This window comes from Faunimonas sp. B44 (assembly GCF_052655945.1).
This window is the reverse complement of record NZ_JBQYEX010000018.1, coordinates 17445-39269: the sequence shown is the minus strand read 5'-3', so window position 1 is coordinate 39269 and position 21825 is coordinate 17445. Positions and strand designations below refer to the sequence as shown.

The following is a 21825-nucleotide window of genomic DNA, read 5'->3' as shown; positions in this document are numbered from 1 at the left end:
GCGTCGCGGTCTTCCCGTTCAGATCCGTCGGCGGGCGCTCGCGCGCCCGGTTCTCGTTCGAAAGCTTCCGGCGGTTGGAGCGGGTAGCGGGAATCGAACCCGCATATTCAGCTTGGAAGGCTGCTGCTCTACCATTGAGCTATACCCGCCGATCACCGATCGCCGGGCCGCTGGTGGAGGGGGTTGGATTCGAACCAACGTAGGCTAAGCCAACGGATTTACAGTCCGTCCCCTTTAACCACTCGGGCACCCCTCCAGCGGCGCGGGCCATCGAGCCTCAGCCGAAAGCAAAGCACCGCCCTTGCGAGCGGTGTGCTTCGCGCCGGGTATATGCAGACGCCCCCATGCCCTGTCAACGGTTTGTCGGCGCGCCGGCGGCATGGCACAAGCGCGGCATGAAGGACAGGACACGCGACGGGCGCAGGCTCGGAACGCCGCCTGCGCGGCGCAGCCCGGGCGCGGGAGCCGCGGGCGGCCAGGTCGTCATCTACGGCTGGCACAGCGCGCTCGCCGCGCTCGCCAATCCGCGCCGCCAGGTCCGCAAGGTGCTCGCCACCCGCAACGCTGCCGACCGGCTCGCGCGCGAGGCGCCCGGCCTTCCGTCCGGCATCGTCGAGATCGTCGACGCGCGCGGACTCGACCGCGCCGCCGGCCCCGGCGCCGTCCACCAGGGCATCGTGCTCGCCGCCGACCCGCTGCCGGAGGTGGAGCTCGACGAAGTCGAGGATGCCCGCCTCCTCGTCGTCCTCGACCAGGTGACGGACCCGCACAATGTCGGCGCCATCCTGCGGAGCGCGGCCGCATTCGGCGCCGACGCGCTCGTCACCACGGAGCGCCACGGCGCGGCCGAATCGGGCGTCCTCGCCAAGGCGGCGTCCGGCGGGCTCGAGCACGTGCCGATCGTCCGCGTCGGCAACCTCGCCCGCGCGCTCGCCGCGCTCGGCGAGGCGGGCGTGCTCCGCCTCGGGCTCGACAGCGAGAATGCGGTTCCGATCGAGGCGGTCGAGCTCGGCGGCCCGGTTGCCCTCGTGCTGGGCGCCGAGGGCAAGGGCCTGCGCCGGCTCACGCGCGAGCATTGCGACCACCTCGTCCGCCTCGACATGCCCGGCGCGATCAGGAGCCTCAACGTGTCGAACGCGGCCGCGGTCGCGCTCTACGCCGTCACCCGCCCCCGCGAAAATCGCGCGGACGCGACGAAGCCGCCGTCGCACGCCTGAACGCTCCGCCTCCGCGGCGGGCGCGGATCGGACGCTATTGCGCCGCGGCAGCGGCCTCGGCGCTGCCGCCGATGCGCTGCGCGAGCGAGGCCTCCATGAAGCGGTCGAGATCGCCGTCGAGCACGTCGGAGGGCGTCGTGTGCTCGATGCCCGTCCGAAGGTCCTTCACGAGCTGGTACGGCTGCAGGACGTAGGAGCGGATCTGGTGGCCCCAGCCGATCTCGCTCTTCGTCGCCTCCTGCGCCATCGCGGCCTCCTCGCGCTTCTTCAGCTCCTCCTCGTAGAGCCGCGATCTCAGCATGTCCCAGGCCGTGGCGCGGTTCTTGTGCTGCGAGCGCTCGCTCTGGCAGGCGACCACGATGCCGGACGGGATGTGCGTGAGGCGCACCGCCGAATCGGTCGTGTTGATGTGCTGGCCGCCGGCGCCGGAGGCCCGGTAGGTGTCGGTCCGAACCTCGCTCTCGTTGATCTGGATGTCGATGGAATCGTCCACCACCGGGTAGACCCAGACGCTCGCGAAGCTCGTGTGCCGGCGCGCCTGCGAATCGAACGGCGAGATCCGGACCAGCCGGTGGACGCCCGATTCCGTCTTCAGCCAGCCATAGGCGTTCGGCCCCTTGATGAGGAGCGTCGCCGACTTGATACCGGCCTCCTCGCCGGGATGGTATTCGAGCACCTCGACCTTGCAGCCGCTCCGCTCCGCCCAGCGCGTGTACATGCGCAGGAGCATGGCGGCCCAGTCCTGGCTCTCCGTCCCGCCGGCGCCGGCATGGACTTCGAGATAGGTGTCGTTCGAATCCGCCTCGCCGGACAGCAGGGTCTCGACCTGCCGGCGCGCCGCTTCCTTCGCCAGCTGCATGACGGCCGCCTCGGCGTCCGCCACGACGGTCTCGTCGCCCTCGGCCGTGCCGAGCTCGATCAGCTCGATGTTGTCGGCGAGCTCGCGCTCCATCGCCTTCACTGCGGTGATGGCGGTATCGAGGTTCTGGCGCTCGCGCATGACGCTCTGCGCGTCGGCGGGATCGTCCCAGAGCGTCGGGTCCTCGACGCGGGCGTTCAGCTCCGCGAGCCGTCTTTCAGCGACATCCCAGTCAAAGATGCCTCCGTATCAGGCTGAGGGCATCCCGGATTTCTGCGACCCGCGCTTCGACTTCTGCTCGCATCTCGTCCGTCCCGAATGAAAAGGGCGCGGACGATGTCCGCGCCCTTCAGAATCTGGTCGCGATCAGTAGAGGCCGCCAGTGCCCGTGGCAACAGCCTTGTCCGCCTCCGGCGACACGGTGAGCGGCCGGCCCATGGAATCCTGGTAGCCGATGATCGAGTAGCTCGACGGTGGCGATGTGCCCGGCTTGAAGGCCTCCAGGATCACGCCGCCGCCGGTGCCTGCCGTCTGCAGGCCGGTGCGCGCGTCGATCGGGATGAGATTGATGCCCGGCGGCACCTGGAACGGCTTCGCCGGCGCATCCGCGAGGGCGACCTTCATGAATTCCGTGAACACCGGTGCGGCGAGCACGCCGCCGGTCTGGCCCTTCCCCATCGGCCGCGGCTTGTCGTAGCCGATGAAGACGCCGACCACGAGATCCGGCGAGTAGCCGACGAACCAGGCGTCCTTCTCCTCGTTGGTGGTGCCCGTCTTGCCGGCGATCGGCTTGCCGACCTCGCGCACGACGGTCGCTGTGCCGCGCTGGACCACGCCCTCCATCATGGAGGTGATCTGGTACGCCGTCATCGGGTCGAGCACCTGCTCGCGATTGTCGACGAGCTCCGGCTCGGCCTGCCCCTTCCAGGCATCGGCCTCGCATCCCTCGCAGACGCGCTGGTCGTGCTGGTAGATGGTCTTGCCGAAGCGGTCCTGGATGCGGTCGATCAGCGTCGGGTCGATCTTGCGGCCGCCATTGGCGAGGACGGAATAGGCCGTCACCATGCGCATGACGGTCGTCTCGCCGGCGCCGAGCGACATCGGCAGATAGAGGCCGAGCTTGTCGTAGATGCCGAAGCGCTGCGCGTACTCGGCCACGAGCGGCATCCCCATGTCCTTGGCGAGCCGCACCGTCATGACGTTCCGCGACTTCTCGATGCCGAGGCGGAGCGTCGACGGGCCGTAGAACTTGCCGCCGTAATTGACCGGCCGCCAGACCTCCCGGCCCGCCTGGATCTCCAGCGGCGCGTCGAGGACCACCGAGGACGGCGTGTAGCCGTTGTCGAGCGCCGCGGCATAGACGAAGGGCTTGAACGAGGACCCCGGCTGGCGCCACGCCTGGGTGGCGCGGTTGAACTCGCTCTCCGCGAAGGAGAAGCCGCCGACCAGCGCGTGCACGCGGCCGGTATAGGGGTCCATCGCGACGAGCGAGCCCTGCACCTCCGGCGGCTGGCGGAGCGCATAGACCTTCGGCTTGTCCGGCACCTTCTCGACGTAGACGACGTCGCCGGGCTTCAGGACGGCGGAAACCTTCTTGAGGCCGCTCTTCGCCCACTTCATCTGGGCGAGCGGGATCGTCGCGGTATCGCGATCCTCGGAGTGCTTGCCCGAGGCGAGCCGCCGCGGCTGCAGGCCGATCACCGCCTCGTCGTCCGAGGCGGCGAGGACCACGGCCAGCCGCCATTCCGGCACGTCGAACAGAGCGGGGATCTCCGCGACCGCCTTGCCCCAGTCGCCGTTGACGTCGACGGTCTTGACCGGGCCGCGGAAGCCGCGCGCCTGGTCGAACTTCATCAGGCCGTGATGCAGCGCGGCGCGCGCGACCTGCTGCAGCTTCGGGTCGAGCGTGGTGCGCACCGAAAGCCCGCCCTCGTAGAGCTTCTCGGCGCCGAACATGTCGATCAGGTTGCGGCGCGTCTCCTCGGCGAAGAACTCGGACGCGAACAGGTAGCCGCCGCGCGGCCGCGGGTTCACCTCGAGCGGCTCGGCCTTGGCGGCATCGCCGTCGGAGGCGCGGATGTAGCCGTTCTCGACGAGGCGGTCGATGACCCAGTTGCGCCGCTCGACCGCGCGCTCGGTGTCGCGGAACGGGTTGTAGTTCTCCGGCGCCTTCGGCAGCGCGGCGAGATAGGCGGCCTCCGCGATGGTGAGTTCGTTGACCGCCTTGTCGAAATAGTTGAGCGCGGCGGCGGCGATGCCATACGAGCCGAGCCCGAGATAGATCTCGTTCAGGTAGAGTTCGAAGATGCGGTCCTTGGAATAGGCCTGCTCGATGCGCAGCGCGAGCAGCGCTTCCTTGATCTTGCGCTCGTAGCTGAGCTCGTTCGTCAGCAGGAAGTTCTTGGCGACCTGCTGCGTGATCGTGGAGGCGCCGACCGGGCGCCGCCCCGAGCCGCGGTTGCGGACGTTCGTCACCAGCGCGCGGATGATGCCTTCCGGGTCCAGCCCGCCATGCTCGTAGAAGTTCTTGTCCTCGGCCGACAGGAACGCCGCCTTGATCAGGTCCGGCACCGCCTGGATCGGCAGGTAGAGGCGGCGCTCGCGCGCATATTCCGCCACCAGCTGCCCGTCCGAGGCATGGATGCGCGTCATGACCGGGGGCTCATACTTGGCCAGCACGTCGAAGTCGGGGAGGTCCTGGTTGTACTTGTGGAGGACCACGGCGACCCCGACGGCGACGATCAGCACCAGGAACACGCCAATGCCGAAGATGTAGCCGAAGAATCTGAGAAGCATGAGCTAATTAGCCTCGTTTGGCGGCCGCCGGCCAAGGTACCCGATCCGGCATCGTGCAGTTTTGTGATGAAACTTGGGCAGGTGAGGAAACCCTTACCGCCGGCGCTGCAATGTGATCACTATACCACACATCACTGCGAGGAGTGCTGCGAGACGGCCGGTCCGGCCATGAAGGCCTCGATCGACCGCGCGATGCGGTCAGCGCCCTTGCGGCGCCATTCGACCGAGGTCAGGCGCTCCTCGTCGTCGCGATTCGAGAGGTAGCCGAGCTCCAGCAGCACCGACGGCACGTCCGGCGCCTTCAGCACGCGGAAGGCGGCGCGCCGCCACGGGCTCTTGTTCAGCGGCAGGAAGGTCCCGAGCTCCCCGACGAGCGACTTGGCGAAGCGCACGGAAAGATTCTTCGTCTCGCGCCGGGCGAGGTCGAACAGGATGTTGGCCACGTCGTCCGGCTGGTCCTGGATGGCGAGGCCGGCCAGGATGTCGGAGCGGTTCTCCCGTTCCGCGACGGCGGCGGCGAGCGCATCGGAGGCGTCGTCGGACAGCGTGTAGACGGTGGCGCCGCGCACGTAGTCCTGCCGCACGGTGTCGGCGTGGATGGAGACGAGGAGCCCGGCCTGGTTGGCGCGGGCGAACTCCACCCGCTCGGAGAGCGAGAGGAACTCGTCGCTGCTTCGCGTCAGCACCGGCTCGACGCGGTTTCCCTCCCGCAGGCTGCGCGCCACCTCCAGCGCGAAGGCGAGCGTGATCTCCTTCTCCTGCAGGCCGTTCTCGCCGGTCGCGCCGGCATCGATGCCGCCGTGGCCCGGATCGATGACGACGACCGGGCGCCCGGCCCGCGCGGCGTTCGGCCGGGCCGCGACCGGAGCGCCGTCCGCATCGTCGTCGGCCGCGCCGGCATCCTGGCGCGCGGCGGCGCGGAACGTCTCCTCGCTGGTCGGCACGATGTCGACGACGAGGCGCGCCGGCTGCGGTCCCGCCGCCGGCAGCACGAAGCTGCGGGCGATCTCCACCGGCCCCGTCAAATCGAGGACGATCCGTCCCTTGCCGGCCTCGATCAGGCCGTAGCGGTAGTCGCTCACCAGCCCGCGCCCCTCCCCGGGCTTCGGCTCGCCCGAGAAGCTCACGTCGGGCAGGTCGACGATCAGCCGGTACGGGTCGGCGAGGCGCAGCAGGCCGAATTCCGGCGCGGCGTCGACGTCCACCACGAGCCGCGTCCGCTCGGCGTCGCCGACGAGCCGCAGGTCGGCGACCACCGCCGCATCGGCAGGGCGGGCCGGCGACCCGGCAAGGACGAGGGCGAGGGCGAGGAGGAGCGGTCGGATCATGTCGGCGCTGAACTGGACGGACGAGTGTTCGCCCAGCTATGCGGCGGAGACAAGGCCGATACGCGCACTTGCAATGCGGGCACGTCGTTCATAAAAGGAGATCGACGGATTCTTCCTAGGCCGTCCACCGGCGCGGCGCGACGCTTCCATGCCAGCCGAGTTCTGTCGGAACGGGCCCGGGGTGAATACGGGCCGATGCACCCAAACAGCAACGGCCGCATAATCCGGGGCCCCGGCCCCGAACCTGCCCGAAAGGTCGGCCGATGATCGTCCGGCGATCGAGACATGCTGCTGCGAGGGAGGGATCGGCGCACCGCCGCCCGCCGGCGCGCAGCACGACGTCCCGGATCGCCGCCGGCCCAGGAGCTTTCCTTTCGCGCTCCACAATCATTCGATCCGGCGCGGCGCGCGTGCAATCGCGCAAGCCCGATGCTTGGCCGCGCGGGTCCGGAGTCAGCCTTACATGTCCAACAAGATGCTCATCGATGCCGCGCATCCGGAGGAGACCCGCGTGGTCGTCCTGCGCGGCAACAAGGTCGAGGAATTCGATTTCGAGGCCGCCAACCGGCAGCAGCTGCGCGGCAACATCTACCTCGCCAAGGTAACGCGGGTCGAGCCTTCGCTGCAGGCCGCCTTCGTCGAGTACGGCGGCAACCGCCACGGCTTCCTGGCCTTTTCCGAAATCCACCCGGACTACTACCAGATCCCGTTCGCCGACCGGCAGGCGCTGATCGAGCAGCAGGCCGAGGACGAGGCGGAAGCGAACCGCGAGGAGAACGAGGCCGAGGCCGGCGGTCGCCGCAGGTCGCGCCGGTCCGGCCGCAAGCCCGCCGCCGCCTCTGAGGCCGCGGACCGGGGCGCCGAGGTGGCCGAGGCGCGGGCCGCCGATGGCGAGGCGGCCGATTCGGGCGAGGAGCTGCCGGCCCGCGACGCGGCCGAGCCCGCGAACGGCGATGCGGCCGGCGAGAACGGCGACGCGGATGCCGACGACGCCGATCAGGTCGAGAGCGTCGGGGCCGAGGACGCCCTCGAGGAGGTGCCCGAGCGGCGCAAGCCGCGGCCGCGCCAGTACAAGATCCAGGAGGTCATCAAGCGCCGGCAGGTGCTGCTCGTCCAGGTCGTGAAGGAGGAGCGCGGCAACAAGGGTGCGGCGCTCACCACCTATCTTTCGCTCGCCGGTCGCTATTCGGTCCTGATGCCGAACACCGCGCGCGGCGGCGGCATTTCCCGCAAGATCACGCAGGCTGCCGACCGCAAGCGCCTCAAGGAGATCGCCTCCGAGCTCGAGGTTCCGGAGGGCATGGGCGTCATCCTGCGCACGGCCGGCGCCAACCGCACCAAGACCGAGATCAAGCGCGATTTCGAATATCTGCTGCGGCTGTGGGAGAACGTGCGCGAGCTCACGCTGCGCTCCACCGCGCCCACCCTCGTCTACGAGGAAGGCAGCCTCATCAAGCGCTCCATCCGCGACCTCTATTCGCGCGAGATCGAGCAGGTGCTGGTCGCCGGCGACGACGCCTATCGCGAGGCCAAGGACTTCATGCGCATGCTCATGCCGAGCCATGCGAAGAACGTGCAGGCCTATCGCGAGGCGACGCCGCTCTTCTCGCGCTTCGGCGTCGAGACGCAGCTCGACGCGATGTTCTCGCCGCAGGTGACGCTGAAGTCGGGCGGCTACATCGTGCTGAACCAGACCGAGGCGCTCGTCTCCATCGACGTCAATTCGGGCCGCTCGACGCGCGAGCACTCGATCGAGGACACCGCCCTCAACACCAATCTCGAAGCGGCCGAGGAGGTCGCCCGCCAGCTCCGCCTGCGCGACCTCGCCGGCCTCATCGTGATCGACTTCATCGACATGGAGGAGGGCCGCAACAACCGCGCGGTCGAGCGGAAGCTCAAGGACTGCCTGCGGGCCGACCGGGCGCGCATCCAGGTCGGGCGGATCTCCCATTTCGGGCTGCTCGAAATGTCGCGCCAGCGCATCCGCACCGGCGTGCTGGAGAGTTCCTCGGAGCCCTGCCCGCATTGCCACGGTACCGGGCAGGTCCGCTCCATGTCCTCGCTTGCGCTGCAGATCCTGCGGGCCCTCGAGGACCACCTGATCCGCTCGAGCGGACACCACCTCATCGTTCGGACCCGGCCGGACGTCGCGCTCTACGTGCTGAACCAGAAGCGCGCCCATCTTGCGCAGCTGGAAATGCGGTTCGGCCTGACGATCACCGTCTCCGGCGAATCGCCGCCGACCGGCGCGGGCTACGCCATCGAGCGCGGCCATGTCGTGGCGGAGCAGCCCGACCGTTCCACCGCGGTGGCGATGCTCGGGGTCGCTGAATCGCTCGAGCCCGAGGTCGAGGAGGAAGCGCCGGAAGTCGCCGAGGTGGCCGAGGAGGCCGAGCCATCGCGCAAGGGCGAGCGGCCGTCGCGCCGCAAGCGCCGCGGCGAGCCGCGCGCGGAACGCGCCGATCGGGAGAAGCCGGCCGCCGAAGAGCCTGCCGAGGAATCCGACGAAGGCACGGAGACGGTCGCCGCCGACGGTGAACGCGAGGAGTCCGATGCCGCGCAGAAGCGCCGGCGGCGCGGCCGCCGCGGCGGGCGGCGGCGCGGCAGGGGCCGCGAGAACGGCGGCGTTCCCGGCCAGGACGAGGCCTATGCCGAGGGCGAGGCGGGCGCCGCTTCCGAAGGCGAATGGATTGGCGAGGAGGAGGGCGAAGGCCCCTCGCCTGTCCATGCCGAGGACGAGGCTGTCTCCGCGTCCGACGCGGGCCACGCCGCAACGCAGGTGGCCGATGGCCACGCCGAGGAAGAAGCGGCGCTGAGGGAATCAGCCGAACGGCACGAGGAAGAGCCGGCCTTCGCGGCACCGGCGCAGGATCAGCCCGAGGCTGCCGAGTCTGGCAATGCGGCCGAGCCCGTGGAAGACGCGCAGGCGTCCTGGGAGCCTCCCGAGGCGGAGCCTGCAACGGCCGGGCCGGTCGCGGCCGAGCCGGAGGCGCGCCCGGCCGAACCGGAGCCGCAGCCGGAGCCGGCCGCCGCCGAGCGGCAGCCCGAGCCGGCGGTGGCCGAGCCCGAGCCGGAGCCGGAGGACGACCGTCCGAAGCGGACCGGCTGGTGGAGCCGCCGCTCGTTCTTCTGAGCGGCGGGCCGGCCTGCAGGAAATCCCGGGCGGCCTCGGCCGCCCGGTCTTGCGTTCAGGGGAACATCGGCAGCTGCTGGAGAGCCGTCGTCTCGGGGAGCCCAAAGGCGACGTTCATGTTCTGGAGCGCCTGCCCGGCCGATCCCTTCACGAGATTGTCGAGCACCGAGATGACGATCGCGCGTCCGGGGATGCGGTCCTCGAAGACGCCGATCTGCACGTAGTTCGAACCGCGGATGTTCTGGGTCTGCGGGATGCCCCCTTTCCGCAGGACCTGGATGAAGGGCTCGTCGCGGTAGGCTTCGGCGAGCCGGTTCCTCAGGTCGTCCGCGGTCGCGCCGCCGGCGAGGCGCAGATAGGACGTGCAGAGCTCGCCCCGGCTCATCGGGATGAGGTGGGGCGTGAAGTTGACGACCACCGCCCCGCCCGCCTTTGCGCCGATCTCCTGCTCGATCTCGGGCGCGTGGCGGTGCTTGCCGATCGAATAGGGCGACAACCCCTCCCCCGCCTCGCAGAAGAGCGTGTTCTGCTTCAGGCCGCGTCCTGCGCCGGACACGCCGGACTTCGCGTCGATGATGATCTCCGAGGCATCGACGAGCTTCGCCTCCACGATCGGCAGCAAGGCGAGCAGCGCGGCCGTCGGATAGCAGCCCGGGCAGGCGATCAGCCGCGCGTCACGAATCGCCTCCCGATAGTGCTCGGTGAGGCCGTAGACCGCCTCGCCTTGCAGATCCGGCGCGCGGTGCTCATGGCCGTACCACTCGGCGTAGACGGATCTGTCCCGCAGCCGGAAGTCGGCCGACATGTCGATCATCTTCAGGCGCGGGTTCTCGCCCAGCACCGCCGCCGTGATCTCCTGCGTCGTGCCGTGCGGCAGGCCGCAGAACGCCGCGTCGAGGCCCGACCAGTCGACGTCCTCCCACTTCAGCAGGTCCGGAAGGTCGAGCATCGAGAGGTGCGGGAAGACCTCGCCGATCGGCCGGCCGGCATGGGTGTTCGCCGTCAGCGCGACGATCTCGACGTTCGGATGGCGCACGCTCAGGCGGACGAGATCCGCCCCCGTATAGCCGGAGGCTCCGAGTACGGCGATCCTGATCCTGTCCATGATGTCTCCGTGGGGTCCGGGGCGCGGGCTTAGCGCCTCGGCCCGCGGGAGTAAACGCCGCACCCGGGCTCACGTGGCCTTGCTCGCCTCGCAGGGCAGCGTTCGGCAGCTCCGGCCGCTGCCGGCGATCCATTGTCGCCGCGCCGTTCTTCGACTAGCGGTTTGCTCCCTGGCCGGGCCGTCCGGCCTTTTCGGCGCAAGAGGAACTGACATGACGGTGCGGCTCTACGAACTCTGCGGCGCGGATCGCAGCCTGCTCTTCAGCCCCTATTGCTGGCGCGTGCGCTTCGCCCTGGCGCACAAGGGCGTGGCGCACGAGACCGTCCCGACGGCCTTCACGGAGGTCGGGACCATCGGCGACGGCGCGTTCCGGAGCGTGCCCGTGCTGGAAGAGGACGGCCACCTCATTGCGGAATCGTTCGACATCGCCCTGCACCTGGAGGCGGAGCATCCCGACCGGCCGGCATTGTTCGAGAACGCGGCCGCGGTGGCGGCCGCTCGCTTCGTGGAGGGCTGGTCGATGTTCCAGCTGCATCCGGCGATCGCGCCCATGATCATCAGCCGGATCCACGACCTGCTCGCGCCTGCGGACCAGGCCTATTTCCGCTCGAGCCGCGAGGCGCGGTACCGCACCACGCTGGAAGCCTTCACGACCGGGGTGGACGCGAACCGCGAGTCCTTCGCGAAGGCGCTGGCAACGGTCCGCCATGCTTTGGCGCGCCACGAATGGCTGGGCGGCGCGGAGCCGCGCTACGCCGATCACGTCGTCCTCGGCTCTCTGATGTGGCTCTACACGATCCACGGCGAATTGCCGCTCGCTGCCGACGACCCGGTCCTCAGCTGGTTCGGGCGCGGTCTCGACCTCTATGGCGGGATCGGGCGCGCGGCGGTGACGGCGCCTCGGGGCTGACGCGCGCGCGTGCCGCCGGCTCGCCCGGCGCGATCCGGCGCACACCTTCCGGCAGGCTGTCGCGGATCGCCTCGGCGAGGGCGGCGAAATGGTCCCGCCGCGGATCCGTCGCGCGGAAGGCGAGGCCGATCGTCCGCCGCGCGCGCGGATCGTCGAAGGCCGTATAGGCGATCAGCCCGCCGAACGTCTCGCCCGGGTCGACCGCGAGCGCCGGCAGGAGCGAGTAGCCGGCGCCGGCCGCCACCATGTGGCAGAGCGTTTCGAGGCTCGTCGCGTGCAGCGCCACGCGCACCTCCCCGGCATGGCAGAGCGCGAGCGCCTGGTCGCGCAGGCAGTGCCCCTCCTCCAGCAGGAGCAGGTCGGAGCGGTCGAGCCGGTCCATGTCGAGGGCCGCCCCGGCGCCGAGTTCCCGCCCGGCCGGGTGGATGGCGACGAACGGTTCCTCGAAGAGCGGCTGGCTCGCCAGGCCCTCCTCCCGGATCGGCAGCGACACGAGCCCGACATCGGCCTCGCCGCCGGCAAGGGCGGCAAGGATGCGCTCTGTCCGGCTCTCGCGCAGGATGAAGTGGACGTCCGGGAAACGGTCCCGGAGCGGCCGCAGGATGTGCGGGAAGAGGTACGGCCCGAGCGTGGCGATCGCGTCCATCCGCAGGTCGCCGTGAAGCCGATCCGACCGGCCGGCGAGGTCCAGGAAACGGCGCGCGGCGAGCACGAGCTGGCGCGCATGCGGGATGATCCGCTCGCCCTCCGCCGTCACCAGCACGCCGCGCGGCGTCCGTTCGAACAGGACCTGCCCGAGCAGGTCCTCGAGCTTGCGCACCTGCGCCGACAAGGCCGGCTGCGAGACGTGGCACTTCTCCGCCGCCCGCCCGAAATGCCTCTCCTCCGCAACCGCTATGATGTATTCGAGATCCCGCAGCGAAAGCCGTTGAAGGGACGTCGCCCGTCCCCTCAAAGCAGCCCGAGCTCCGCGAGCGCGCGGCTGAGCGCGGGCGGCAGCCCGTCGGCCTCGCTGAGCGCCGAGCCGAGGTCCGCGGGCGCATCGCGCTGGTCGAGGTAGCGCCAGCCCTGGAAGGCGCGACGCGGCTGCCATTCGGTCGCGACCAGGGCCGGCTCCAGCACGAGATGGCAACGCTGGATGCCGTCGCCGTCGCGGAAGGGGCGGATCGCGAGGAGGCGCTGGCGCACCTGCACGCTGCCGCGGATCACCCAATAGAGCGAGCCGCCGTCGAGGAGCTCGTCGACGCGCTTCGGCACCATGCGGGTGGTGTGCCGCTGCTCGGCCGCCTCGCCGGCGCGACGCATCGCGGCCATGCGCTCGTCGATCCAGTCCTGCAGGTCCTGGACCGAGTCGCAGCCGACGCAGAGCTTCACGAGATGGAGTGCCATGGCCCTCCTTATCGCCGCCGGCCCCTCCTGGGAACGGGTCCGTCGTCGCACCGCCCGCCTTCCACAGGCCTCATGCGCCCGCCGCCTCCCCCGCTGCGGGCTCGGCTTCCGCCGCCGGCTCGATCAGGATCGCGACGGCGCCCTCCTCCACCTGTTCGCCCGGCGTGATCCGGACCTTGGCCACGCGGCCGGCGATCGGGGCCACCAGCGTGTGCTCCATCTTCATCGCCTCGAGCGCGAAGAGGGGTGCGCCCTGCGCGACGATATCCCCCTCCGCGACAGCGACGTGAAGCACCTTGCCGTGCATCGGCGCATGCACGATGCCGCCGTCGACGGCGAGTCCGACGGCGCGGTCGAGGGCGTCCGAAAATCCGACCGCGAGCTGCTCGCCCTCCGCGAGGACGAACGCGCACTTGTCCCCCCACACGACCTTTGCGGGCGGTGCCGGCTCGATGCGCGTGCCGTCCAGTTCGACGACTGCGGGACCCCCGTGGTGCCAGGCGATGATCGCCTCCGCCGGGCGGCCTTCGATCTCGACGGCCAGCGTCTGGCGCCGGCCCAGTCCGGTCAGTTCGAACGCGTCCGTCCGCGCCCAGGGACCGCGCACCCGCTCCGCCGCCTGCGCCGCCTCGGCGGCGATCCGGCCCGCCACGACCGGCGCGGCCGATCCGAGGCCTGGCTCCGGCAGCGCCAGAACCGGCAGGATCCGGTCCAGAAACCCGGTGTCGACGCTGCCCGCGGCGAAATCCGGATGGCCGGTGACCGCGCTCAGGAACGCAATGTTGGTCTTCGGCCCGGCGATGGTGGTCTCGACGAGCGCGCCGCGCAGGCGCGCCAGCGCTTCGGCCCGGTCCGCGCCGTGAGCAATGACCTTGGCCAGCATCGAATCGTAGAAGGGGCTGACGACGCTTCCCTCGGCGACGCCCGAATCGACCCTGATCCCCGGCCCCTCGGGGAACGCGGCGGCCCAGATCCGCCCCGTCGAGGGCCGGAAATCGTGGCGCGGATCCTCCGCGTAAAGGCGCACCTCCACCGCGTGCCCCTCGAAGCGGACATCCTCCTGCCCGACCGGCAGAGCCTCGCCCGCCGCGACCCGGATCTGCCACTCGACGATGTCGAACCCGGTGACCATTTCCGTAACCGGATGCTCCACTTGCAACCGGGTGTTCATCTCGAGGAAGAAGAAGGCGGGGTCGCCATTTGCCTTCGGCGGCTCGAGCACGAACTCGACCGTTCCCGCGCCGCAATATCCGACCGCCTCCGCCGCCCGGACCGCCGCCTGCCCCATCGCCATGCGCAAGGCGGCTGATATCCCCGGTGCCGGCGCCTCCTCGATCACCTTCTGGTGGCGGCGCTGCACAGAGCAGTCCCGCTCCCCCAGATGGATCGTCCGCCCGGCACCGTCGGCGAAGACCTGGATCTCGATGTGGCGCGGATTGCCGACGTAGCGCTCCAGGAGCACGCGGTCGTCGCCGAACGCGTTCTGCGCCTCGCGCCGTGCCGATTCCAGCGCAGCGTCGAAATCCACGGCGCGGTCGACCCGCCGCATGCCGCGCCCGCCGCCGCCGGCGACGGCCTTCACGAGCAGCGGATAGCCGATCTCGTAGGCCTTCTGCCGCAGGAACCCGGCCTCCTGGCGCTCGCCGTGATAGCCCGGCACGACGGGCACGCCGGCCTGCACCATCAGCCGCTTCGCCTCGGCCTTCGATCCCATCGCGCGCATCGCGGCGGGTGGGGGGCCGACGAAGATCAATCCCGCATCGGCGCAGGCTTCCGCGAAGCCCGCATTTTCGGAGAGGAATCCGTAGCCCGGATGCAGGGCATCTGCGCCGTTGTCCCGGGCGGCCGCGACGATGCGCTCGAGCGACAGGTAGCTTTCCGAAGCCGGCCCGGACCCGATGAAGACGGCCTCGTCCGCCTCCCGCCAGTGCGGCCAGGAGCGGTCGGCCTCCGTCGCGACGGCAATCGTGCGCAGGCCCATGCGCCGTGCGGTGCGGATTATGCGGCGGGCGATCTCGCCCCGGTTGGCGACGAGCAGCGATCGGAACATGCAGGAGTTGTCGTTCCGACGCGCGCGATGCGCAAGCGGGATCAGCAGGCGACCACGTTTACCGCCAGGCCGCCGCGGGACGTCTCCTTGTACTTGTCGCTCATGTCGCGCCCGGTCTGGCGCATCGTCTCGATGCAATCGTCGAGGGGGACGAAATGCGAGCCGTCCCCACGCAGCGCGAGCGAGGCCGCCGTCACCGCCTTCACCGCACCGAGCGCGTTCCGCTCTATGCACGGCACCTGGACCAAACCGCCGATCGGATCGCAGGTCATTCCGAGATGGTGCTCGAGCGCGATTTCCGCCGCGTTCTCCACCTGAGCGTTCGTGCCGCCGAGCGCGGCGGCGAGCCCGGCGGCCGCCATTGCCGCGGCAGACCCAACCTCGCCCTGGCAGCCGACCTCCGCCCCGGAGATGGAAGCGTTGTGCTTGATGATGCCGCCGATCGCGGCCGCCGAGAGCAGAAAGTCCCTTACATTCGCCTCGTCGGCACCGAGGCAATGATGCGTGTAGTACCGCAGCACGGCGGGGATCACGCCGGCGGCGCCGTTGGTGGGCGCCGTTACGACCCGCCCGCCGGCGGCATTCTCCTCGTTCACCGCCATCGCGTAGACGCCCAGCCAGTCCATGAGCCGGTGCGGCTGCAGCATGTTCGAGCCGCTCTCCGCCATCAGCTGCTGGTGGATCGCCCGCGCGCGCCGCTTGATCTTCAGACCGCCGGGCAGCGTCCCACTTTGCGTCAGCCCACGGTCCATGCACGCGTTCATGGCGCCGACGACGCGGTCGATGCCGTCGTCGAGCCCGCCTTCGGGCCGGCGTGCCTCCTCGTTGGCGCGTTTCATCGCGGCGATCGTGAGCCCCGCGGCCTCGCCCATCTCGAGCATCTGGCCTGCCGTCGCGAAGGGAAACGGCACGCCGTAGGAGGACGAGCCGCCTCGCCCCGACTGGAGCTGCGCCAGCTCTGCGGCCGTGGCGACGAAGCCCCCGCCGACGGAATAGTAAGTCTCTTCCCGAACCGCTGACGCGCTTTCCTCCCACAGCCGGAACACCATGCCGTTGGCGTGGCCGGTAAGCGGCGGCCCGTAATCGAACAGGACATCCGCCGCCGGGTCGAACAGGAGCCGGGGCCTGCCGGCATCGGCGAGGCACTTCTCCTCCGCGAGACGCGTGAGGATCGGCTCCACCCGGTCCGGATCCACGGTTTCGGGTGATTCGCCTGCAAGCCCGAGCGCGACCGCCTGATCGGTGGCGTGCCCCCGCCCCGTGAAAGCGAGCGAGCCGTGCAGGGTCACCGTGATCCGCCCGCGCGCCTGCTCGCCGAGCCCATCCAGGAAGCGCCGGGCCGCCACCATCGGCCCGACGGTGTGCGAACTCGACGGCCCGATCCCGATCTTGAAGATGTCGAAGATGCTGAGAAACATCACCCGGCCCCGAAAACGGCACGCCTCAGGTTAGCGCTCCGACCGGGGAGAATCGAGGACCAGTGCCCCAAGGCAGGATCGGTTCCGCGCGGCCACACCTCGGCCGGAATTAGGGTAAATAAATCAAAGTGTACCTGAACTCGGTGGAGATCGGCATTGATTGGCCGGGCGAGCGTTGAAGCCGGGTCAGGGATGAGCAATAGACGGCGACGGAAACGGGGCGGAGGAAGGCACGTGCAGGCGACGCGGTCGACCGGGCAGGATCAAGCCGAGACGGCCCTCGAGTTCCGGGTTTCGGCCGGGCCGGCAATCCCTCTGGCAATCTTCGCATGCCTGATTGCCGTCGGCATTGTCCTCCTCGTCGGCAGCTTCGCCAGCTGACGGGACCGCAGCATCGATTCGGCTATGCCGCCTCTCCGACCCGCCTGAGCGCGACCTCGAGGCGCCGCCTGTCCTCGGCATAGGCGGCCAGCTTCTCGCGCTCGGCCTCGACGACTTCCTCCGGCGCGCGGGCCACGAAGTTCTCGTTGGCGAGCTTCTTGTCGAGCCGCGCGATCTCGACTCCGACCTTGGCGAGCTCCTTCTCCAGCCGGATCCGTTCGGCCGAGAGATCGACGATCCCCGCAAGCGGCAGCGCGGCCGTGGCTTCTCCGATCAGGAGCTGCGCCGATCCCGCCGGAACAGCGTCGCCGATGCGGATCTCGGATATGCGGGCAAGGCGCTCGAGCGCGGCCGTGTGCCTCGACAGGCGGTCGTGCGTCACCGGAGAGCCGCCCACCATCACCATCGGGATGCGTGCGGAGGGCGGAACGTTCATTTCCGATCGCGCCGAGCGGATCTGCGTGACGAGATCGATCAGCCAGTTCACGTCGGCCGCGGCATCGGCGTCTTCGTACGCCACGTCCGGCCATGCCGCGAGAGCCAGGACCCGGGCGTCCTCGCCGTAAAGGGATTCCCAGAGGGCTTCCGTGACATAGGGCATGAAGGGATGGAGGAGCTTGAGGGCGACGCTCAACACATGACCCGCCGTCGCCCGCACCTCGGTCTTTGCGTCGTCGTCATTCCCGTTCAGAATCGGCTTGATGAGCTCCAGGTACCAGTCGCAGAACGTGTTCCACACGAACTGGTAGGCCGCTTCGGCCGCCTCGTTGAAGCGATAGCCGACGAGCGCCTCCGTCACCCTGGCCGACGCGCGCGAGGCCTCGGTGAGGATCCAGCGGTCGAGCGGCTCGGCCGCCGCAGGCGGGTCAAATTCGTCGCGCGGACGGCATTCGTTCATCTCGCAGAATCGGGCGGCGTTCCAGAGCTTCGTCGCGAAGTTCCGATAGCCGGCGATGCGCGCGGTGGAGAGCTTGATGTCGCGTCCCTGCGCCGCCATGGCGGCCAGCGTGAAGCGCAGCGCATCGGCGCCGTACTCGTCGATGAGCTGCAGCGGATCGACGACGTTGCCCTTCGACTTCGACATCTTGGCGCCGTGCTCGTCGCGCACCAGGGCATGGATGTAGACGGTGTGGAACGGCTCCTCGCCCATGACGTGGAGGCCCATCATCATCATCCTGGCGACCCAGAAGAAGATGATGTCGAAGCCGGTCACCAGCACGCTGGTCGGATAATAGCGGGCGAGTTCCGGCGTCTCGTCGGGCCAGCCAAGGGTCGAGAACGGCCAGAGCGCCGAGGAGAACCAGGTGTCGAGCACGTCCTCGTCGCGCCACGCATATATGAACAGTTCTTCAGTTTCGGAAATCGTATAGATCTTTGATGCAATGGTCTGATTGTGTACGCGCGCCTCATCAGCACTGGATGCAAGACGAATCTTAACTCGTCTAGAGGAGGTCAAGTTTCGGTCAAGAACCTCATTAAGGGCCGCTAAGGCCTCATGTTCTGTTTCAAAACAGCTGATGACAGCGTCGGACGGAATGACACGAATCTTTCCCTCAGCGACTTGAATGGCGGGCATATACCAAGCCGGAATGCGGTGGCCCCACCAGAGCTGGCGCGAGATGCACCAGGGCTGGATGTTCTCCATCCACTCGAAATAGGTCTTCTCCCAGTTCTTCGGGACGAAGACGGTGCGCCCCTCGCGCACGGTGGCGATCGCCGGCTTCGCCAGCGTCGCCGCGTCGACGTACCACTGGTCGGTCAGGAACGGCTCGATCGGAACCCCGCCACGGTCCCCGTGCGGCACGGAATGGACGTGCTCCTCGACCTTCTCCAGGAGCCCCAGCGCGTCCATCATGGCGACGATCCGCTCGCGCGCCGTGAAGCGGTCCAGCCCGTCGAGCGCATCGATCGTTCCGGAGAGTTCCGCGCTCTCCGGCAGGCCGGCCAGGAACTCGGAATTGTCGCGCAGCACGACGTTCGCTTCCGTGTCGAGCACGCTGACGAGCGGGAGCGCATGGCGCTTGCCGACCTCGAAATCGTTGAAGTCGTGGGCAGGCGTGATCTTCACCGCGCCGGATCCCGCCTCCGGGTCGGCATACGAATCCGCCACGATCGGGATTCGGCGGCCGACCAGCGGCAGGATCGCATGCCGGCCGACGAGGTCGCGGTAGCGCTCGTCGTCCGGGTGAACGGCGACAGCAGCGTCGCCGAGCATCGTCTCCGGCCGGGTCGTCGCGACATTGATGAAGCGGCCCGGCTCGCCCTCCACGGGATACCGGAAGTGCCAGAGGCTGCCCTTCACCTCGACCTGCTGGACCTCGAGGTCCGAGATGGCGGTGAGCAGCTTCGGGTCCCAGTTCACCAGCCGCTTGTCGCGGTAGATCAGCCCTTCCTTGTAGAGGCGGACGAAGACCTTCAGGACCGCACGCGAGAGGCCCTCGTCCATGGTGAAGCGCTCGCGCGACCAGTCGCATGACGCGCCGAGCCGCTTGAGCTGGTTGACGATCATCCCGCCGGATTCGCCCTTCCAGCGCCATACCTTCTCGACGAAGGCGTCGCGTCCGATGGCGCGGCGGTCCGGCTCCTGCCGCTCCATCATCTGGCGCTCGACGACCATTTGCGTGGCGATGCCGGCATGGTCCATGCCCGGCTGCCACAGCACGTCCTTGCCGCGCATCCGCTCGAACCGGACGAGCACGTCCTGGAGCGTGTTGTTGAGCGCGTGGCCCATATGGAGGGAGCCGGTGACGTTCGGCGGCGGGATCACGATCGCGAAGGGCTCGGCGCCGGGCTCGGCGCCTGCACCAGCACGGAACGCGCCGGCTGCCTCCCACTTGTCACGGATCTTCGGCTCGACGCTCGCGGCGTCGTAGGTCTTGTCGAGCATGGACGTTTACGGTCTCGGGGTTCGCCCGGTGCTTAAACTGGGCGGCCGGTGACCTGTCAACACACCCGCTGGGCGGGCGGCACGTCCCGCCGCGCCCTCCCGGGCTCCAGTCCTGCCGGCCCGCGCGCGGTCAGCGACGGCCGCGCGAAACGCGCTCGATCTCCTCGCGCACCAGACGCTCGACCAGCGGCGGCAGGTTCTCGTCGAGCCAGTTCTTCAGCATCGGCCGCAGCATCTCGCTGACGAGGTCCTCGAGCGTGCGTGCGTTCTGGGCGAGGATCGTATGGGCGAGCGCGCTGAATGCGCCCGACACCGCGGCCCCCGCTCCCGGGGACAGGAGGCGGTCGTCTTCGACCCCCACGGCAGGCGCGGGTTGCCTGTACCGCTCCGGCGTGGCGCTCGCCACCACCGAAGGTGTAGCCGCCCTCGCCTGCTCGGTGCGAGGCGGTTCGGATCGCGGCGGTTCGGATCGTGGCGCCGGGGCGGCACCTGCGGGAGGCGCAGCCTTCAGCGCGGGAGCCGCCGGCGGCTCCCCCGGGCGCGGGCGGGCGGCAGGTTCGACCGCCTGGAGCGCCGGCGTTGGCCGCTGCTGCTCCGTGCGCAAGGCCTGCGGCTCGGAATGCGGCAGAGGCTCCGCACCGGAGCTCGGGCCGGGCCCGGGCTCAGGCACCGCTCGAACGACGCTCCCCTCCCGGAGCCCGGCGCCGGGCGCGTTCTCATCTTCAGAAATGATCTGTCGAATCGACGCGAGGATCTCTTCCATCGAAGGCTCGTGCGCCGCGCTCGGATTGCCCATCAGTCCCACTCCGGTGCCTCTTGTCCGCCGAATCGGACATCCACACGCCGCGAGTGTACAGGACCCGCGCCGCAAACCCGACGCGGAGCCGCAAGTAAACAGAAATTAGTGGGATCAGCGCCCGTCCGGGGTGCGCAGGCCGTACCACTTGTCCTTGACGGCTTCGTAATGCGCCTCAGGGCGGTAGACCTCGACCGGGATGCCGAGCACCGTCGGCGTCAGGCGCCCCGTGGAGCCGAGCAGGGCGAACGAGGCGACGAACCGGTCGTTCTGAGCGAGGATGAGGTTCACCCGCGCGTCGAGCAGTTCCTGTTCGGCGTTCAGCACGTCCAGCGTGGTGCGCTGGCCGACCGCCCGCTCCTCCTGGACGCCGGCGAGCGCGATGCGTGCGGCCTCGACCTGTGCGCTCGCCGAGATGATGGAGGCTTTGGCCGCGTCGAGCTGTCCCCACGACGAAACCGTGCTCGCCCGCACCTGGTCGCGGGTCACGTCAGTCTCGATCTTGCGGACGCCGAGCTGTTCCTTGGCCTGCCGCACCTGCGCGGAGATCGCCCCGCCCTGGTAGAGCGGCACCGTCACCCGGCCCGTGATCGATACGGAATTGTTGTAGTCGCTGTTGCCGATCCCGAACTGCGTCTGCGCGTTGCCCTGCAGGCTGACCGTCGGCAGCAGTTGGCCTTCCAGCTGCTTCACGGCGAAAGCTGCCGCCTCCGAGCGATAGATCGTGGCGAGGATGGCCGGATGCTGCGTCTGGCCGAGTTCGACGGCCTGTCCGAGCGACCGCGGAAGGTGCTTCGCGAACGGGAAGTTCGCCTGCAGCGCGCGCGGCTCGTGGCCGATCACGCGCCGGTAGGTCGCCTCGCTCGCCCGCAGATTGGCCTCGGCAAGGCTCACCTCGGAAACGGACGCCGCGAGGCGGGCCCGCGTCTGGGCGACGTCCGTGCGCGTCGTCTCGCCGACTTCGAACCGGTCCTGAGCGGCGCGGACCTGCTCCTCCAGGAAGCCGACGGTCTGCCGCCGGACGTCCAGGATCGCCGCGTCCCGGATCACGTTCATGTAGGCCTGCGCGGCCTCGAAGAGCACGGACTGAACGGTGTTCTCGAGTTGCTGCCGGCTTCCCAGGACGTTGGCATCCGCTTCGCGGATCTCGTTCTGTGTCCGGAATCCCCTGAACAGGTTCTGCGTGACCTGCAGCCCGAGCGTCCCGTCGGTACGGGTCTGCGAGCCCGGAACGCCGTTCCGGCGCTGCTCGAAGCTCTGCATCGTGACGTCGCCGGTCGCGGAGACGGTTGGGCGCCGGCCGGACTTGGCAAGGGGAACGCCCTCGTCGGCAACGCGGGTATCGCCGCGGGCGGCGTTTATCTCGGGATTGTTCGAATAGGCGGCCGCCAGCGCCTGAATGACCGTTTCCGCCCCGGCAGAGACGGGGGCCATCCACATGAGGCATGCGCCGACGCAGGCGAGGAGCTTGGCTCTGGTTCGCATGAGGACCCCGTTACGCTCAACACAGTTCTGCCTCACGGCCGGCCGCCACTACTAACATGATGTGCCTCGCC

General features: G+C 69.4%; 14 protein-coding genes and 2 tRNA genes. 3 read left to right on the top strand and 13 right to left on the bottom strand.

The window, feature by feature from the left end:
- Positions 1–75 precede the first annotated feature (75 nt).
- Together ACUN0C_RS18360 and ACUN0C_RS18355 are read right to left on the bottom strand one after the other, a co-directional pair.
- Positions 76–149: transfer RNA gene (locus tag ACUN0C_RS18360), tRNA-Gly, on the bottom strand.
- 22 nt (positions 150–171) lie between these two features.
- A tRNA-Tyr gene (locus ACUN0C_RS18355) sits at positions 172–256 on the bottom strand.
- A 139-nt stretch (positions 257–395) separates the two neighbouring features.
- On the opposite strand from ACUN0C_RS18355, the gene rlmB reads away from it, so the two are divergent.
- Positions 396–1217, top strand: a complete 822-nt coding sequence (gene rlmB / locus ACUN0C_RS18350; protein WP_445467855.1) for a 23S rRNA (guanosine(2251)-2'-O)-methyltransferase RlmB — start codon at positions 396–398, stop codon at positions 1215–1217.
- Positions 1218–1251: 34 nt separating this feature from the next.
- On the opposite strand, the gene prfB is transcribed toward rlmB, so the two are convergent.
- The 3 genes from prfB to ACUN0C_RS18335 form a co-directional block, all read right to left on the bottom strand.
- A protein-coding gene (prfB, locus tag ACUN0C_RS18345) for a peptide chain release factor 2 (RefSeq protein ID WP_445467854.1) occupies positions 1252–2380 on the bottom strand; the annotation gives its coding sequence in 2 pieces (ribosomal slippage) (positions 1252–2310 and positions 2312–2380; 1128 coding nt in all).
- Between the two features lie 62 nt (positions 2381–2442).
- Complete coding sequence (locus ACUN0C_RS18340) at positions 2443–4872, bottom strand: penicillin-binding protein 1A (protein ID WP_445467853.1); 2430 nt, start codon at positions 4870–4872, stop codon at positions 2443–2445.
- A gap of 131 nt (positions 4873–5003) precedes the next feature.
- The gene (locus ACUN0C_RS18335) at positions 5004–6200 is read right to left on the bottom strand and encodes an N-acetylmuramoyl-L-alanine amidase (protein ID WP_445467852.1); all 1197 of its coding nucleotides are present in this window, start codon (positions 6198–6200) and stop codon (positions 5004–5006) included.
- A gap of 463 nt (positions 6201–6663) precedes the next feature.
- Between ACUN0C_RS18335 and ACUN0C_RS18330 the strand changes: the two genes are divergently transcribed.
- Entirely contained in the window at positions 6664–9333 is a 2670-nt protein-coding gene (locus ACUN0C_RS18330; protein WP_445467851.1) for an Rne/Rng family ribonuclease, read from the top strand.
- 55 nt (positions 9334–9388) lie between these two features.
- Here the strand turns inward: ACUN0C_RS18330 and argC are convergent, their stop codons facing one another.
- Complete coding sequence (argC, locus tag ACUN0C_RS18325; protein WP_445467850.1) at positions 9389–10438, bottom strand: N-acetyl-gamma-glutamyl-phosphate reductase; 1050 nt, start codon at positions 10436–10438, stop codon at positions 9389–9391.
- Positions 10439–10649: 211 nt separating this feature from the next.
- On the opposite strand from argC, the gene ACUN0C_RS18320 reads away from it, so the two are divergent.
- Positions 10650–11348 carry a glutathione S-transferase N-terminal domain-containing protein gene (locus ACUN0C_RS18320; protein ID WP_445467849.1) on the top strand — a complete coding sequence of 233 codons (699 nt, stop codon included), beginning with the start codon at positions 10650–10652 and terminating at the stop codon, positions 11346–11348.
- On the opposite strand, the gene ACUN0C_RS18315 is transcribed toward ACUN0C_RS18320, so the two are convergent.
- The 7 genes from ACUN0C_RS18315 to ACUN0C_RS18285 all read right to left on the bottom strand — a co-directional run bounded on the left by ACUN0C_RS18315 (position 11275) and on the right by ACUN0C_RS18285 (position 21754).
- On the bottom strand, positions 11275–12303 hold the full coding sequence (locus ACUN0C_RS18315) for a LysR substrate-binding domain-containing protein (RefSeq protein WP_445467848.1): 1029 nt from the start codon (positions 12301–12303) through the stop codon (positions 11275–11277). The two genes, ACUN0C_RS18320 and ACUN0C_RS18315, sit on opposite strands and share 74 nt — an antisense overlap.
- A complete protein-coding gene (locus tag ACUN0C_RS18310; RefSeq protein WP_445467847.1) occupies positions 12300–12737 on the bottom strand; it encodes a DUF1489 family protein in 438 nt (145 codons plus the stop codon). Before ACUN0C_RS18310 ends, ACUN0C_RS18315 begins: the two co-directional genes overlap by 4 nt.
- 70 nt (positions 12738–12807) lie before the next feature.
- Positions 12808–14787, bottom strand: coding sequence for an acetyl/propionyl/methylcrotonyl-CoA carboxylase subunit alpha (locus ACUN0C_RS18305; RefSeq protein WP_445467846.1), 1980 nt, complete (start codon positions 14785–14787; stop codon positions 12808–12810).
- A gap of 41 nt (positions 14788–14828) precedes the next feature.
- Complete coding sequence (locus ACUN0C_RS18300; protein ID WP_445467845.1) at positions 14829–16205, bottom strand: L-serine ammonia-lyase; 1377 nt, start codon at positions 16203–16205, stop codon at positions 14829–14831.
- Between the two features lie 403 nt (positions 16206–16608).
- Positions 16609–19473 carry a valine--tRNA ligase gene (locus ACUN0C_RS18295; protein ID WP_445467844.1) on the bottom strand — a complete coding sequence of 955 codons (2865 nt, stop codon included), beginning with the start codon at positions 19471–19473 and terminating at the stop codon, positions 16609–16611.
- Between the two features lie 130 nt (positions 19474–19603).
- Positions 19604–20236, bottom strand: a complete 633-nt coding sequence (locus ACUN0C_RS18290) for a DUF2497 domain-containing protein (protein ID WP_445467857.1) — start codon at positions 20234–20236, stop codon at positions 19604–19606.
- A 147-nt stretch (positions 20237–20383) separates the two neighbouring features.
- Positions 20384–21754: a TolC family outer membrane protein gene (locus ACUN0C_RS18285; protein ID WP_445467843.1), complete on the bottom strand. Its 1371-nt coding sequence runs from the start codon at positions 21752–21754 to the stop codon at positions 20384–20386.
- Positions 21755–21825: the final 71 nt, after the last annotated feature.